The sequence below is a fragment of the Rhodoferax sp. genome, from assembly GCF_018780565.1.
In the GTDB taxonomy this organism is placed as follows: Bacteria; Pseudomonadota; Gammaproteobacteria; order Burkholderiales; family Burkholderiaceae_C; genus Rhodoferax.
Genome location: NZ_JADMJN010000008.1, coordinates 1 through 14,049, shown reverse-complemented (window position 1 = coordinate 14,049; position 14,049 = coordinate 1). Strand labels below are relative to the sequence as shown.

Genomic DNA, 14,049 nt, shown 5'->3' with positions numbered 1-14,049 from the left:
TTAGCGTCTGGTCCTTGTCTCCGCTGACCAATTTGCTATTAATTAAATAGCTAAATGAGTCAGGAGGTAGGAATCCCCAGTGCATGGCCGGCCTGCTGGTCGGCGTGGTAGCTTGAGCGCACCATCGCCCCTACGGCGGCGTGCTTGAAGCCCATCTCATAGGCTTTCGCCTCGAACATTTTGAAGGTGTCTGGGTGTACGTAGCGCTTGACCGTCAGGTGGGCCGTGCTGGGTGCCAGGTATTGACCAATGGTCAGCATCTCGATGTTGTGGTCGCGCATGTCCTGCATCACTTGCAGCACCTCTTCGTCGGTTTCGCCCAAGCCGACCATGATGCCGCTCTTGGTGGGTACGTTGGGGTGCTGCTCCTTGAACTTCTTGAGCAGGTTCAGACTGAACAGGTAGTCGCTGCCGGGGCGGGCCTCTTTGTACAGGCGGGGCGCGGTTTCCAGGTTGTGGTTCATCACATCGGGGGGTGCGGCCTGCAGGATCTTGAGTGCGCGGTCGTCGCGACCGCGGAAGTCGGGCACCAGCACCTCGATCTGCGTACTGGGCGAGAGTTCGCGGATGCGCAAGATGCAGTCCACAAAGTGTTGGGCACCGCCGTCGCGCAGGTCATCGCGGTCCACGCTGGTGATGACCACGTATTGGAGTTTGAGCGCAGCAATTGTCTTGGCCAGGTTTTCCGGCTCGTGCGCGTCCAGCGGGTCGGGTCGGCCGTGGCCCACGTCGCAAAACGGGCAACGCCGGGTGCACTTGTCGCCCATGATCATGAAGGTGGCCGTGCCCTTGCCAAAGCATTCACCGATATTGGGACAGCTGGCCTCTTCACACACGGTGACCAGCTTGTTGGCACGCAGCACGTCCTTGATTTCGTAAAAACGGGTCGAAGGCGAGCCCGCCTTGACGCGAATCCAGTTCGGTTTCTTCAGCATTTCGCCTTGCACCACCTTGACCGGGATGCGCGACAGCTTGGCGGCAGCCTTTTGCTTGGCCAGCGGATCGTAGGTTTCGGTGGTCTGGGCTTCGCGGACCGTGGGGTTGGCGGCGGGGTCGGTGTGGCTCATGGTGTGGACGCCGGTATCAGGGCGCCAGATAGGTTACGAGCTTGTGGCTCAAAACGTCGGCGGCCTCGGCCCAGCCAACGGATACGCCGATTGTAGAAAGGTCCACGGTCTGCAACCGGGCGTAACCGCAGGGGTTGATGCGGGCGAAGGGTTCCAGGTCCATCGCCACATTGAGCGCCGCACCGTGGTAGGTGCAGTTGCGGCTGACCTTGATGCCCAAAGCACCGATTTTGCCCAGTCCGGCGAAATCGGGGTCAGAGCCACGGCCCTGCGCTGCTGTCGACTTGCTGGGGCGCTGGGGCAGCATGGCGTGAGAGGTCGGGTCGTCCAGACGCACATAGATACCGGGCGCACCGGCTACCCGGTGCCCGGTGACGCCAAAATGCGCCAGGGTGCGGATGATCGCTTCCTCAAGGCGGTACACGTATTCCTTGACGAAATACCCGGCCCGCTTGAGGTCGATCAGCGGATACGCCACCACCTGGCCGGGGCCATGGTAGGTGACCTGTCCGCCACGGTTGGTTTGCACCACGGGGATGTCGGCTGGATTGAAAATATGCTCGGCTTTGCCCGCCAGACCTTGAGTGAAGACGGGTGGATGCTCACAAATCAATAGCTGATCAGGCATATCCGACGAGGGGGGAGTGCCTCTCTTTTCGGTAAATTCCTGCATGGCAACATAGGTGGGGAGATAGTCCACGCGGCCTAGGTTGGAAACGAGGATATCCACCGCCTTACAGCACCACTTTGACCATGGGATGTGTGCTCAGCGTGCGGTACAACTCGTCGAGCTGCTCCCGGCTGGTTGCGGTAACGGTAATGGTCACGCCCAGGTATTTGCCGCCCTTGCTCTCTCGCAACTCAATCGTGCTGGCATCAAAGTCGGGGTCAAACTGGGCGGCGACCATGGTGACGGCATGCACCAGGCCGTCCACTTTGAGGCCCATGACTTTAATGGGAAAGAGCGACGGGTACTCTATGAGCGACTCGCTGCGCGGCTGATCGGGATGGCTGGGTATGGACACGATTCGGGGCGTTGGGGTGGGTCAGTTGGGGGTTGTGCAGGGTGTTGGCGGCCTGCTGCGGAGGTCGCCGGACAGAGGGCGCGTGATGCTCATGAGTGAATTATCGCCGTGGAGGTGTCCAAAGCCGCGGGTTTCTACGTATAATCGAAGGCTTTGTGACAATTGTCGCGTGTAACCTGCGTGTAATTCCAGATGACGAGAGTCTATCCAGCCCCAGAATTTAAGGCAGATGAGGCCGAAGATCTGGAGTTCAAGCGGCTGAGTGCTGAAGAAGCACGGGTATTGCGAGAGCTTCATCCGTCGTTATCGCCCTGGTGGGTGGTTTCTTGGCAGGTTGTGGTGGGTTTGGTAGTGGCTTTGGCTGCTTTGGGTTTGACCGGAAGGTCTGCTGCGGCCTGGTCGGCGGGGTATGGTGCGCTGGCGGTGATAATCCCCGCTGTGTTATTTGCCCGGGGTTTGATGAGTCAATTCTCGTCAATCAACGCGATGACCGCAGGTTTTGGTTTTTTTGTGTGGGAAGCGATCAAGATCGCCGTGAGCGTCGGAATGCTATTTGCGGCGCCGCGGTTGGTTGCAGATCTGGACTGGTTGGCAATGCTGATTGGCCTGATCGTGACCATGAAGGTGTATTGGGTGGCGCTATTAATGCGTCCTAAACGAAAAACTGTTTAAAGAGTTAACAATGTCCGCAGAAGCAAACGCTCCGACAGCCAGTGAATATATTGTTCACCACCTGACGCATTGGCAAAACAAGCCGCAGACGGAAATCGTTGATTTCTCCGTCTTCAATATCGACTCCCTGTTTTTCTCCATCACATTGGGTATTTTGGGTTGCTTCTTCCTCTGGAAAGCTGCCCGCAAAGCCACTTCTGGTGTGCCGGGCCGTTTTCAGGCGGCGGTCGAAATGCTGATGGAAATGGTCGATGGCCAGGCCAAGTCGATCGTTCACAATGCCACGAGTCGCAAGCTGGTTGCTCCGTTGGCGCTGACCGTGTTTGTCTGGATTTTCCTGCTCAACGCCATGGATTTGTTGCCGCTGGATTTGTTGCCCACGGTCTGGGGCTGGATTTACGGCGCTGCCGGTCATGATCCGCATCACGCTTACCTGCGTGTTGTTCCCACTGCCGATCTCTCGGTCACCATGGGTCTGTCGGTTTCTGTCTTGCTTATCTGCCTTTTCTACAACATCAAGATCAAGGGTATGGGCGGCTGGGCGCATGAATTGGTTTCCGCTCCGTTCGGTACCAGCAAGAACCCCGTGTTTGCGGTGATTCTGGCCGTTGTCAACATTGCAGAGCAGTTAATCTCTTTCACTGCCAAGACGGTTTCGCACGGTATGCGACTGTTTGGCAATATGTATGCGGGTGAGTTGGTATTTATGCTGATCGCCTTGCTGGGTGGTTCCTGGGCTTTCTCTGCAGAGCCTGGTAGCCTGATGCTTTTGTTGCTGCACGTGGTGGCTGGCTGGGCGTGGGCGGTGTTCCACATCATCATCATCTTGTTGCAGGCATTCGTGTTCATGATGTTGACCTTGGTCTACATCGGGCAGGCGCACGACGCGCATTAATTTTCGGTTTGTTTTCGTTTTATTTTTTTAGTTAATTAGGAGTGAATCATGGAAGTTATTAGTTTTGCTGCTCTGGCCGCTGGTTTGATCATTGGCCTGGGCGCCTTGGGTGCTTGTATCGGTATCGGCATCATGGGTAGCAAGTACCTCGAAGCAGCTGCTCGTCAGCCTGAGTTGATGGGTGAACTGCAAACCAAGATGTTCGTGTTGGCTGGTCTGATTGACGCGGCTTTCATTATCGGTACCGGTATTGCTCTGTGGTTCGCTACTGCCAACCCGTTCCTCGCCCAAATCGCACGTCTGGTCAAGTAAGCGCTGCCTGCAACAACCTTGTTGAGGGAGAAATACTGTGAACATTAATGGAACACTGGTAGCGCAAGCTATCGTCTTCGCATTGCTGGTGCTGTTCACGATGAAGTTCGTGTGGCCGCCCATCGCGGCTGCATTGGACGAACGTGCCAGCAAGATCGCCGACGGCCTCGCTGCTGCCGACAAAGCCAAGTCCGAGCTTTCCTCCGCAAATAAGCGGGTGGAAGACGAACTGGCCAAGTCGCGCAACGAGACCGCAGCCCGCCTGGCAGATGCCGAGCGTCGCGGTCAGGCCATCGTGGAAGAAGCCAAATCAAAAGCAACCGAGGAAGGCAACAAGATCATTGCTGCCGCCAAGGTTGAAGCTGAACAGCAAGCCATCAAGGCGCGCGAAGCTCTGCGTGAGCAGGTCGCGGTCCTGGCGGTCAAGGGTGCCGAGCAGATTCTCCGCAAGGAAGTCAATGCTGGCGTTCATGCTGAATTGCTTGGTCGTTTGGCCAAAGAGCTCTAAGAGGACAACCATGGCTGAACTTGCCACCATTGCCCGACCTTACGCCGAAGCCTTGTTCAAGGCTTCGTCATCAGACTTGAATGGTGCGGCTGTTTGGGTCGAAGCCTTGCAGGAAATTGCGAAAAATGCGCAGCTCCAGCAATTCTCCGATAACCCCAACGTCACAACCGCTCAGGTGTTTGATGTGATTGCCGGCGTGGCCAAAGTGGCATTGCCGGACATGGCAAAGAACTTTTTGCGCACCGTCATCGAAAACGGCCGCCTGAATGCATTGCCGGAAATTGCAGAGCAGTTTCGCGCATTAAAAAATGCGCAAAGCGGCTCATCTGATGCAGTGGTGTACAGCGCGTTTGCCATTGACGGTGCTGCCGTGGCTGACTTGAAGGTCACACTGGAAAAACGCTTTGGCCGCAAGCTCAATGTCTCCGTCGAATTGCAGCCTGAGCTGATCGGCGGCATTCGTGTGGCGGTGGGTGATGAGGTTCTTGACTCTTCTGTCAAAGCCCGTCTTGAACAAATGAAAATGGCCTTGACCGCTTGAGGCGTAAGCCCCGAGTCGTCAGCCCAATTAACGAAAGAAGGAAAGAGTCATGCAACTCAATCCAGCAGAAATTTCTGAACTGATCAAGAGCCGTATCGAAGGCCTTGCGGCCAGCGCCGACATCCGTAACCAGGGTACCGTTGTTTCGGTGACCGACGGTATCGTTCGTGTACACGGTCTTAGCGACGTGATGCAAGGCGAGATGTTGGAGTTTCCTCTGACCGCTGACGGTACGCCAACCTTCGGCCTGGCCCTGAATCTTGAGCGCGACTCTGTCGGCGCCGTGATTTTGGGTGAGTACGAGCACATCTCCGAAGGCGACACGGTCAAATGTACCGGCCGTATTCTGGAAGTGCCCGTCGGTCCCGAGTTGATTGGTCGCGTGGTCAATGCCTTGGGCCAGCCGATTGACGGCAAAGGTCCGATCAACGCCAAGATGACCGACGTGATTGAAAAGGTTGCGCCTGGCGTGATCGCTCGTAAATCCGTCGACCAACCCATGCAGACTGGCCTGAAGTCGATTGACTCCATGGTGCCCGTCGGCCGTGGTCAGCGCGAGCTGATCATTGGTGACCGTCAGACCGGCAAGACCGCTGTTGCCATTGACGCCATCATTAACCAGAAGGGTCAGAACATGACCTGCGTTTATGTCGCGATTGGCCAGAAGGCCTCGTCGATCAAGAACGTGGTGCGTGCACTGGAGCAGGCTGGCGCAATGGCTTACACCATTGTTGTGGCGGCTTCCGCTTCTGAATCGGCTGCCATGCAGTATGTGTCTGCCTACTCGGGCTGCACCATGGGCGAATACTTCCGTGACCGCGGCGAAGACGCGCTGATCGTGTATGACGATTTGTCCAAACAGGCCGTCGCCTACCGTCAGGTGTCCCTGTTGCTGCGTCGTCCTCCAGGCCGCGAAGCCTACCCCGGCGATGTGTTCTATCTCCACAGCCGTCTGCTTGAGCGTGCCGCTCGTGTGAACGCCGACTACGTCGAAGCCTTCACCAAAGGCGCCGTCAAGGGCAAGACCGGTTCTTTGACAGCTCTGCCCATTATTGAGACGCAAGCGGGTGACGTGTCCGCCTTCGTGCCGACCAACGTGATTTCGATTACCGACGGTCAGATTTTCCTGGAAACCTCCTTGTTTAACGCGGGTATCCGTCCTGCGATTAACGCCGGTATCTCGGTGTCTCGCGTGGGTAGCTCGGCTCAGACCAAGATCATCAAAGGCCAGTCCGGCGGTATCCGTACCGACTTGGCGCAGTACCGTGAATTGGCTGCTTTTGCGCAGTTCGCGTCCGATCTGGACGAGTCCACACGCAAGCAACTGGACCGCGGTGCCCGTGTGACCGAACTTCTGAAGCAAGCCCAGTACAGTCCGCTGTCCATCAGCCTGATGGGAGCGTCTTTGTTCGCAGTGAACAAGGGCTTCATGGACGACATCGAAGTCAAGAAGATTTTGTCTTTTGAGCATGGCTTGCACAGCTATCTGAAGGATAAGCACGCTGCCCTGTTGGCCAAGCTGGAAGACAGCAAAGCCCTGGACAAGGATGCTGAGGCTGAGTTGACTGCTGCGGTGAGCGCATTCAAGAAAAGCTTTGCTTAATTCCTTCCTGATCATTCCCTACCTCATGAGGAGCCTCTGATGGCATCAGGCAAGGAACTACGCACCAAGATCAAATCGGTGGAAAACACCAAGAAGATCACTAAGGCGATGGAGATGATTTCTGTCTCCAAAATGCGCAAGGCGCAGGAGCGCATGCGCGCAGCCCGTCCTTACAGCGAAAAAATTCGCAGTATTGCGAGCAACCTCGGGCATGCCAATCCAGAGTACGTGCACACCTTCATGAAGGCCAACGACGGCAAGTCGGTGGGTTTCATTGTGGTGACCACGGACAAGGGCCTGTGCGGTGGTTTGAATACCAACTTGTTGCGCGCTGTGACCGGTAAATTGCGGGAAACGCAGACAGCGGGGAAAACGCCGAAAGCTGTTGCCATCGGTGGCAAGGGGCTCGGATTTTTGAACCGCATGGGTGCTCAGGTTGTGTCGCACTTGACGCACCTGGGTGACAAGCCTCACCTGGACAAGCTCATCGGCCCCGTCAAGGTGCTGTTGGACGCTTATGCCCGCGGTGAAGTCAGTGCTGTCTACCTGTGCTACAACAAATTTGTAAGTACCATGGCCCAACAGCCGGTGCTGGATCAGTTGCTGCCTTTGTCCGCTTCCGTCATGGAAGCTGAAACGAAGGCAAGTGGCACCCAGCATGCATGGGACTACATCTATGAACCTGACGCACAAGCGGTCATCGATGATCTGTTGGTGCGCTACGCCGAAGCCTTGGTTTACCAAGCAGTCGTTGAAAACATGGCTTCTGAGCATGCAGCGCGCATGGTCGCCATGAAAGCGGCTACCGACAATGCGGGCAATGTGATTGGTGAGCTCAAACTCATCTACAACAAAACCCGTCAAGCGGCTATTACCAAAGAGTTGTCGGAAATCGTGTCTGGCGCAGCTGCAATCAGCGGCTAAGCAAATTCAAATTATTGGAGCGAAAAATGCAAGCCCAAGGAAAAATTGTTCAGTGTATTGGCGCTGTGGTCGACGTGGAGTTTCCCCGTAACCAGATGCCCAAGATTTATGACGCACTCAAAATGGACGGCTCTGCGCTGACCCTTGAAGTGCAGCAGCAACTCGGCGATGGCATCGTGCGTACTATTGCGCTCGGTTCGTCGGACGGCCTGCGTCGTGGTCTGATTGTGTCGAATACCGGTAACCCCATTACTGTGCCCGTTGGTAAAGCTACCCTCGGTCGCATCATGGACGTGCTGGGTTCGCCGATTGACGAACGTGGTCCCGTCAGCCAGGAGCTGACCGCTTCCATTCACCGTAAGGCACCTGCTTACGACGAACTGAGCCCATCCCAGGAGCTGCTGGAAACCGGCATCAAGGTGATTGACCTGGTTTGCCCGTTCGCCAAGGGCGGTAAGGTGGGTCTGTTCGGTGGTGCCGGCGTGGGCAAAACCGTGAACATGATGGAACTGATCAACAACATCGCCAAGGCACACAGCGGCTTGTCCGTGTTTGCCGGTGTGGGTGAGCGTACCCGTGAAGGTAACGACTTCTACCACGAGATGGCTGATTCCGGCGTTGTGAACCTCGAGAACCTGCCTGAGTCCAAAGTAGCGATGGTGTACGGTCAGATGAACGAGCCCCCGGGCAACCGTCTGCGCGTGGCCTTGACCGGTCTGACCATTGCGGAATCTTTCCGTGACGAAGGTAAAGACGTGTTGTTCTTCGTGGACAACATTTACCGTTACACATTGGCCGGTACCGAAGTGTCCGCGCTGTTGGGTCGTATGCCTTCCGCTGTGGGCTACCAGCCTACATTGGCCGAAGAAATGGGCCGTCTGCAAGAGCGTATTACTTCCACCAAAGTGGGTTCCATCACGTCTATTCAGGCCGTTTACGTTCCTGCGGATGACTTGACCGATCCATCCCCTGCGACAACCTTTGCTCACCTGGACTCCACCGTGGTGTTGTCCCGTGATATCGCTTCGCTGGGTATCTATCCTGCCGTGGATCCTCTGGACTCCACCAGCCGTCAGCTGGACCCGTTGGTCGTTGGTGCTGATCACTATGAAACCGCCCGTGCGGTTCAGGGTACGCTGCAGCGCTATCGCGAACTGCGCGACATTATCGCGATCATGGGTATGGACGACTTGGCTCCTGAAGACAAGCTGGCTGTGGCCCGTGCCCGTAAGATTCAGCGTTTCCTGAGCCAGCCTTTCCACGTGGCTGAAGTGTTTACCGGCAGCCCCGGCAAGTACGTGCCTCTGGCCGAAACCATTCGCGGCTTCAAGATGATTGTGGCTGGTGAGTGCGATCATCTGCCTGAGCAGGCGTTCTACATGGTTGGCACGATCGACGAAGCGTTCGAAAAAGCCAAGAAGATGTAAGTACTCGGATCGAACATTCGAATCTAAGGAAAAGCCAACATGAACACCATCCACGTCGACGTGGTCAGTGCTGAAGAATCCATCTTCTCCGGTGAGGCGCGCTTTGTCGCCCTGCCCGGTGAAGCTGGCGAGCTTGGCATTTACCCCCGCCATACCCCATTGATCACGCGCATCAAGGCGGGTTCGGTGCGTATTGAAAATGCCGACGGCAGTGAAGAGTTTGTCTTCGTGGCCGGTGGCATTCTGGAAGTCCAGCCCAACTGCGTCACGGTGTTGTCCGACACTGCCATTCGCGGCAAAGACCTGGACGATGAGAAGGCCAATGCTGCCAAGGCCGCGGCTGAAGAAGCACTCAAGAACGCCAAGGGCGAACTCGATATTGCCCGCGCACAATCTGAACTGGCTGTTATGGCTGCCCAGATCGCCGCGTTGCGGAAATACCGCCTCAAGAAGTAAACGAAAATCGAAGGCGTTCATCGCCGTTCGACGTGCTTCCCGGTTTCAAAGCCCTGCTCTGCAAAGACCAGGGCTTTTGTTATTTCAGCATCAAGGTTTTAATTCAACACAGGTGTATCCGGTAATTCATTGGGATTGCCGTCGTTGTCGCCAAGAGGAAAATGCTCGACCAACAGAGCAGACACTTCCCCCAGCGCCTGCGTCAGTCCTTCTTCGTACTGACCCTGCTGAAATGCGGACCGCATGCGGCCCACCATGGCCTGCCAGGCTTCGTGGGAGACCCGTTCGCTCAGTCCTCTATCCGCCACTACTTCAATGGAACGCTCGGCCAGCAACAGATAGATCAGTACGCCGTTGTTGTGGGCCGTATCCCAAACACGAAGTTCGCTGAAAACTCCCAGTGCGCGCTGTCGGCAGATCTGTCGAGTGGGTGCATCTGTCCAAAGACAGTGCAGCGGCAGGCCAGCTTCCACAAAAATCCGGATTTCCCCCGAATGACGCCGCTCGCTCGCCGCGACCCTGTCGCCTAGCCGGCGCAACATGTCCGCAGGAACCGCCCGCTGCAAAACGGAATCGTCCAGCCACCGATGTCTCCAAACACGCTTGATCCGGCCTAGCATTACCAATCTCCCGAGGCGCCGCCGCCCCCAAAGTCACCGCCGCCGCCCGAGCTGAAGCCGCCACCCCCACTGCCAGCACTCCAGCCGCCGCTTCCTCCTGTCCCCCAGCCGCCAGTGCCACTGCTGCCGGAAGTCCAGTTGCCGGGATGCGCCTGCGGAAAGCGGGTCAACAAGGCAAACAGGAGCGCCACAAACGCGGCCACGCTGGCCACAATCAGGCTGGAGGTGACGAAAAGCGTCAGCGCTCCGACCGCTGCGCCAGTTGCCAGGGCACCCAGCTTGAGCCCCAACATCTTGCGGGCCATTCCCGCCATCACCGGCACGGCGATGAACAGAAAGATGGCCATGTCTATCCACTGAAACCCCGACTTCGCCTGCTCCGAGCCTGACGCGCCCGGGGGTGGTGGGGGCAAGGCCTCGCCAGCGATCAAGCCTGTAAGACGGGCTACCCCTGCATCCAGACCACCGGCAAAGTCGCCCCGCTTGAAGCGAGGGGTGATCACCTCGTCAATGACACGTTTAGCAGCCAGATCCGGGATGGCGCCTTCCAGTGTCTTGGCCACTTCAACACGCACCTTGCGGTCATTTTTGGCGACGATAAGCAATACACCATCCCCAATCTCCCTGCGTCCGAGCTTCCAGGTGTTCGCAACCCGGTTGGCATAGCTGGCAATGTCCTCAGGCTGGGTGGTAGCCACCAGCAGCACGACAAGTTGAGCGCCCCGCGCCTGCTCAAAAGCGGTGAGCTTGTTCTCAAGTTGCTGCACCTGTCCAGCATCCAGCGTGCCGGTGGTGTCCATGACATGAGCCGTGACGGGCGGAATTGCCTGTTGAGCATGGGCTGACGCAAAAGCGAACAGCAGCCCTGTGAGCAAGCCAGCCACCCAGGCCCACGCCGGCAAAGAAGGGGCCACTACCCGTTGCTGCAGGAGTATGCCAATCAACATAGGCTCAAAGTGGTGTTACTTCTTGTTGAAGTCAACCACAGGCGGGCTTGAAATCGTTGCCTCATTCTGCACAGCAAAACTGGGCTTGGGCTGGTAACTGAACAACATGGCAGTGAGGTTGCTGGGGAAGCTGCGGGCCAGCACGTTATACGCTTGCACGGCCTGGATATAGCGGTTGCGGGCCACTGTCACGCGGTTTTCAGTGCCTTCAAGCTGCACCCGCAGATCGCGAAAACCTTCGTTCGCCTTGAGGCTGGGGTACTGTTCGGAGACAACCATCAAACGGCTTAAAGCGGACCCCAATTCACCCTGTGCAGCCTGGAACTTGTTGAATGCTTCCGGGTTGTTCAAGGTCTCCGGCGTCACTTGAATCGAGGTTGCCTTGGCGCGGGCCTCAATCACCTTGGTCAGCGTCTCCTGCTCAAAAGCGGCTTCGCCTTTGACTGTGGCCACGATGTTGGGTACCAGATCAGCGCGCCGCTGGTACTGGTTCAGTACCTCGCTCCAGGCGGACTTGGTCTGTTCGTCAAGACGTTGAAAATCGTTGTAACCGCAAGCGGTAAGGTTGAACGAGGCAATGAGGATCAGGAACCAGCGCGTCATAAAACTCTCCAACTTTGGGTGACCGACAGTAGCATAAACCTGTTGCACCTACACTGAGGATTCGCATGGAAAATGCGCAATCGCAAGAACCCGTTTGCAGAACACGCCAAAATTGCACGAGATTCGCTACATCCAACCATGAAGTACACCGCGCCCAAGTGGCTGCCAGGCGGCAATTTGCAGACCATCTGGCCTGCCTTGTACTCTCGGCGGGTTTTTGGCCCGACGCCGCTGTACCGGCGGGAGCGCTGGAATACGCCAGATGGCGACTTCATAGACGTCGACTGGCTTGAGACCACGCCATTCCAGACGCTGCTGGTGATGTTCCACGGACTGGAAGGTTCATCCGGCAGCCACTATGCAGAGGCATTTGCGGACTTTGCGAGAGTCCGCGGATTTGGTTTCGCCGTGCCGCATTTCCGGGGTTGCAGTGGTGAACTCAACCACGGACCGCGGGCCTATCACTCGGGTGATTTTGAGGAAATCGGCTGGATCCTGGCGCGCATACGCCAGCAGCACCGGGGTCCCATTCTTGCCGTGGGCATATCACTGGGCGGCAATGCGCTGCTACGCTGGGCCGAAGAAATGGGTGACGAGGCCGCTTACGTGGCCGATGCCGTGGCAAGTGTGTCCTCGCCCATTGATCTGGTTGCCAGTGGAAGGGCGATTGGGCGGGGCTTTAACCGGCTGGTATACACCCGCATGTTCCTGAACACGATGAAGCCCAAGGCCCTGCGCAAGTTGGCGCAACATCCTGGCCTGTTCGATGCTCATGCGCTGCGTGCGGCGAGAGATCTTTATGAGTTTGACAACGTCTTCACGGCCCCTCTGCATGGCTTTAAAAGTACCGACGACTATTGGACGCGTGCCTCGGCCAAACCGCATTTGCACCGGATACGCATCCCGGCGCTGGTGGTGAACGCCCGAAACGATCCTTTTGTGCCATCCTCCTGTCTGCCGCAGCAGCAAGATGCCGGGCGCTACGTGACCCTGTGGCAGCCAGCGCACGGCGGGCATGTTGGTTTTCCTCAAGGCCGTTTGCCAGGTCATGTGCGCTCCATGCCGGACGCAGTGGGCGGCTGGCTGGCTTCACATATTTCTCAACCTCAGAATTCATGATCCATGGACGACATTGTTAAACAAGCCCTCGCCAAGTGGCCCAACGTGCCCGATTGTTACGGCTGGCTGGGGCTGGATGCGCGCGGCAACTGGTTCATGCGCGACGACCGGGTGCAAGCTCAGGGACCGTTTGCTGGCGGCACGCCGCAAAGCAAGGGCTCGCAGCTCAAGCATGAAAAGTTGATTGAGTTCATCCAGCGCAACTACGAGTCGGATCGCCAGGGGCAATGGTTTTTCCAGAACGGACCGCAGCGCGTTTATGTCGAACTGGAAGTGACGCCACTGATCTGGCGTGTCAGCGAAGACTTCTCGATTCAAGACCACGCAGGCAAACCGGCGCGACTTCAGCGCTGCCTGCTGGACGAACAAGGGCGCCTTTATCTGGATGCCGATTCAGGTTTTGGCTTGGTTCATACCATGGACATGGGCCATGCTGCCGACGCCGTGGAGCAAGGTTTATGGGTTCCCCAAGATGTGTTGTCGACCGATTTGCCGGTGCGCTTCAACTATGTGGCGAGCCCTCAATTGCTTCAAAAAACATAGCAATATCAGCAATTGAATCGGGAGCTAGAGGACTGAAAAACAAAAAAACCGGTCAGCAACCGGTTTTTTTGTAATGTGGGGGACGGTCCTACTTGGCTGCAGCGGCAGGAGCTGCTGGTGCTTTGGGTTCTTCCAGCTTGCCGCCGGATCCGTTGGCCATGTAGACCACCGCGCGGCCGATTTCCAGATCTTCAAAATCACCACCGCCCTGAGGACCCATGGCGTTTTTGCCTTTGACGGCGGAGGTCAGCAGTGCCTCGTAGCCGGTTGCCACGCGAGGAGCCCAGGCTGCAGTGTCACCAAACTTTGGCGCACCAGCCGCACCGGATGTATGGCAGGCTGTGCATTGGGCTTTGAAAACTTCTTCACCGCTCTTGAGCTGGCGATTGGCATCACGAATCTCGATCGTGCCAATTTTCTGGATACGCGCATTCAGCGCTTTTTCCATGTTGACCGCTCCAGCAGCGGGCTTGTTGTCCGATGTGACGTACTGCACCAGGCCAATGATGGCGAATACGGGAACCACAAACGAAAAGAATACGGCAAGCAGCAGTTGCTTGGGGTTTTTGACGGGACCGGTGTGGTCTTCGTCGTGAACGGTGGCGTGACTGTTGTCGCTCATGGTGTCCTCTAAAAATCGGGGGCGTTGAAAGCAGCCTGTGATTATAGCCGCCCCCCTTGCGAAAACACCTACAATGCACCCTTCGGTTTGCGGCTGTAGCTCAGTGGATAGAGTATTGGCCTCCGAAGCCAAGGGTCGTGGGTTCGATCCCCGCCAGCCGCACCA

18 protein-coding genes and 1 tRNA gene are annotated in these 14,049 nt (G+C 56.9%); 12 read left to right on the top strand and 7 right to left on the bottom strand.

Annotated elements, in window-relative coordinates; genetic code table 11:
- Positions 1-59 precede the first annotated feature (59 nt).
- The 3 genes from lipA to IV109_RS11805 form a co-directional block, all read right to left on the bottom strand.
- Complete coding sequence (gene lipA / locus IV109_RS11815) at positions 60-1,067, bottom strand: lipoyl synthase (RefSeq protein ID WP_296696612.1); 1,008 nt, start codon at positions 1,065-1,067, stop codon at positions 60-62.
- A 16-nt stretch (positions 1,068-1,083) separates the two neighbouring features.
- Entirely contained in the window at positions 1,084-1,740 is a 657-nt protein-coding gene (lipB, locus tag IV109_RS11810) for a lipoyl(octanoyl) transferase LipB (protein ID WP_296697137.1), read from the bottom strand.
- A 61-nt stretch (positions 1,741-1,801) separates the two neighbouring features.
- Complete coding sequence (locus IV109_RS11805) at positions 1,802-2,092, bottom strand: DUF493 family protein (protein ID WP_296696609.1); 291 nt, start codon at positions 2,090-2,092, stop codon at positions 1,802-1,804.
- A 192-nt stretch (positions 2,093-2,284) separates the two neighbouring features.
- Between IV109_RS11805 and IV109_RS11800 the strand changes: the two genes are divergently transcribed.
- From IV109_RS11800 to IV109_RS11760, 9 genes are read left to right on the top strand one after another with little or no spacing between them, the layout of a single operon-like run.
- Positions 2,285-2,764 (top strand): ATP synthase subunit I, encoded by a 480-nt coding sequence (locus tag IV109_RS11800; RefSeq protein ID WP_296696606.1) that lies wholly within the window; start codon positions 2,285-2,287, stop codon positions 2,762-2,764.
- Positions 2,765-2,774: 10 nt separating this feature from the next.
- Complete coding sequence (gene atpB, locus IV109_RS11795; protein ID WP_296696604.1) at positions 2,775-3,659, top strand: F0F1 ATP synthase subunit A; 885 nt, start codon at positions 2,775-2,777, stop codon at positions 3,657-3,659.
- Between the two features lie 45 nt (positions 3,660-3,704).
- The gene (gene atpE, locus IV109_RS11790) at positions 3,705-3,971 is read left to right on the top strand and encodes a F0F1 ATP synthase subunit C (RefSeq protein WP_188709704.1); all 267 of its coding nucleotides are present in this window, start codon (positions 3,705-3,707) and stop codon (positions 3,969-3,971) included.
- A 37-nt stretch (positions 3,972-4,008) separates the two neighbouring features.
- The gene (locus tag IV109_RS11785; protein ID WP_296696601.1) at positions 4,009-4,479 is read left to right on the top strand and encodes a F0F1 ATP synthase subunit B; all 471 of its coding nucleotides are present in this window, start codon (positions 4,009-4,011) and stop codon (positions 4,477-4,479) included.
- Positions 4,480-4,489: 10 nt separating this feature from the next.
- Entirely contained in the window at positions 4,490-5,020 is a 531-nt protein-coding gene (locus IV109_RS11780; RefSeq protein WP_296696596.1) for a F0F1 ATP synthase subunit delta, read from the top strand.
- A gap of 49 nt (positions 5,021-5,069) precedes the next feature.
- Positions 5,070-6,623 (top strand): F0F1 ATP synthase subunit alpha, encoded by a 1,554-nt coding sequence (gene atpA / locus IV109_RS11775; RefSeq protein ID WP_296696593.1) that lies wholly within the window; start codon positions 5,070-5,072, stop codon positions 6,621-6,623.
- Positions 6,624-6,662: 39 nt separating this feature from the next.
- Positions 6,663-7,547, top strand: a complete 885-nt coding sequence (gene atpG, locus IV109_RS11770) for a F0F1 ATP synthase subunit gamma (RefSeq protein ID WP_296696589.1) — start codon at positions 6,663-6,665, stop codon at positions 7,545-7,547.
- 26 nt (positions 7,548-7,573) lie between these two features.
- Entirely contained in the window at positions 7,574-8,974 is a 1,401-nt protein-coding gene (gene atpD / locus IV109_RS11765; protein WP_296696585.1) for a F0F1 ATP synthase subunit beta, read from the top strand.
- Positions 8,975-9,013: 39 nt separating this feature from the next.
- Entirely contained in the window at positions 9,014-9,430 is a 417-nt protein-coding gene (locus IV109_RS11760; protein WP_296696582.1) for a F0F1 ATP synthase subunit epsilon, read from the top strand.
- 98 nt (positions 9,431-9,528) lie between these two features.
- On the opposite strand, the gene IV109_RS11755 is transcribed toward IV109_RS11760, so the two are convergent.
- The 3 genes from IV109_RS11755 to IV109_RS11745 are packed head-to-tail and all read right to left on the bottom strand — an operon-like array spanning position 9,529 to position 11,600.
- Positions 9,529-10,050, bottom strand: a complete 522-nt coding sequence (locus tag IV109_RS11755) for a TPM domain-containing protein (protein WP_296696579.1) — start codon at positions 10,048-10,050, stop codon at positions 9,529-9,531.
- The gene (locus tag IV109_RS11750; protein ID WP_296696575.1) at positions 10,050-10,997 is read right to left on the bottom strand and encodes a TPM domain-containing protein; all 948 of its coding nucleotides are present in this window, start codon (positions 10,995-10,997) and stop codon (positions 10,050-10,052) included. The genes IV109_RS11755 and IV109_RS11750 overlap by 1 nt, the downstream gene beginning before the upstream one ends.
- Positions 10,998-11,012: 15 nt before the next feature.
- Positions 11,013-11,600, bottom strand: a complete 588-nt coding sequence (locus IV109_RS11745; RefSeq protein ID WP_296696573.1) for a LemA family protein — start codon at positions 11,598-11,600, stop codon at positions 11,013-11,015.
- Between the two features lie 138 nt (positions 11,601-11,738).
- On the opposite strand from IV109_RS11745, the gene IV109_RS11740 reads away from it, so the two are divergent.
- Both IV109_RS11740 and IV109_RS11735 read left to right on the top strand, forming a co-directional pair.
- The gene (locus IV109_RS11740; RefSeq protein ID WP_296696569.1) at positions 11,739-12,719 is read left to right on the top strand and encodes an alpha/beta fold hydrolase; all 981 of its coding nucleotides are present in this window, start codon (positions 11,739-11,741) and stop codon (positions 12,717-12,719) included.
- A 3-nt stretch (positions 12,720-12,722) separates the two neighbouring features.
- A complete protein-coding gene (locus IV109_RS11735) occupies positions 12,723-13,262 on the top strand; it encodes a DUF2946 family protein (RefSeq protein WP_296696566.1) in 540 nt (179 codons plus the stop codon).
- Between the two features lie 88 nt (positions 13,263-13,350).
- On the opposite strand, the gene IV109_RS11730 is transcribed toward IV109_RS11735, so the two are convergent.
- Positions 13,351-13,884 (bottom strand): c-type cytochrome, encoded by a 534-nt coding sequence (locus tag IV109_RS11730; protein WP_296696563.1) that lies wholly within the window; start codon positions 13,882-13,884, stop codon positions 13,351-13,353.
- An 89-nt stretch (positions 13,885-13,973) separates the two neighbouring features.
- Here IV109_RS11730 and IV109_RS11725 point away from each other — a divergent pair.
- Positions 13,974-14,049 (top strand) — tRNA-Arg (locus tag IV109_RS11725).

Coding starts and splice junctions, on each gene's coding strand:
- lipB (WP_296697137.1), bottom strand. CDS start 1,740: ATGCAGGAATTTACCGAAAAGAGAGGCACTCCCCCCTCGTCGGATATG.
- IV109_RS11800 (WP_296696606.1), top strand. CDS start 2,285: ATGACGAGAGTCTATCCAGCCCCAGAATTTAAGGCAGATGAGGCCGAA.
- IV109_RS11760 (WP_296696582.1), top strand. CDS start 9,014: ATGAACACCATCCACGTCGACGTGGTCAGTGCTGAAGAATCCATCTTC.
- IV109_RS11750 (WP_296696575.1), bottom strand. CDS start 10,997: ATGTTGATTGGCATACTCCTGCAGCAACGGGTAGTGGCCCCTTCTTTG.
- atpB (WP_296696604.1), top strand. CDS start 2,775: ATGTCCGCAGAAGCAAACGCTCCGACAGCCAGTGAATATATTGTTCAC.
- lipA (WP_296696612.1), bottom strand. CDS start 1,067: ATGAGCCACACCGACCCCGCCGCCAACCCCACGGTCCGCGAAGCCCAG.
- IV109_RS11745 (WP_296696573.1), bottom strand. CDS start 11,600: ATGACGCGCTGGTTCCTGATCCTCATTGCCTCGTTCAACCTTACCGCT.
- atpD (WP_296696585.1), top strand. CDS start 7,574: ATGCAAGCCCAAGGAAAAATTGTTCAGTGTATTGGCGCTGTGGTCGAC.
- atpG (WP_296696589.1), top strand. CDS start 6,663: ATGGCATCAGGCAAGGAACTACGCACCAAGATCAAATCGGTGGAAAAC.
- IV109_RS11735 (WP_296696566.1), top strand. CDS start 12,723: ATGGACGACATTGTTAAACAAGCCCTCGCCAAGTGGCCCAACGTGCCC.
- IV109_RS11755 (WP_296696579.1), bottom strand. CDS start 10,050: ATGCTAGGCCGGATCAAGCGTGTTTGGAGACATCGGTGGCTGGACGAT.
- IV109_RS11740 (WP_296696569.1), top strand. CDS start 11,739: ATGAAGTACACCGCGCCCAAGTGGCTGCCAGGCGGCAATTTGCAGACC.
- atpA (WP_296696593.1), top strand. CDS start 5,070: ATGCAACTCAATCCAGCAGAAATTTCTGAACTGATCAAGAGCCGTATC.
- IV109_RS11730 (WP_296696563.1), bottom strand. CDS start 13,884: ATGAGCGACAACAGTCACGCCACCGTTCACGACGAAGACCACACCGGT.
- IV109_RS11780 (WP_296696596.1), top strand. CDS start 4,490: ATGGCTGAACTTGCCACCATTGCCCGACCTTACGCCGAAGCCTTGTTC.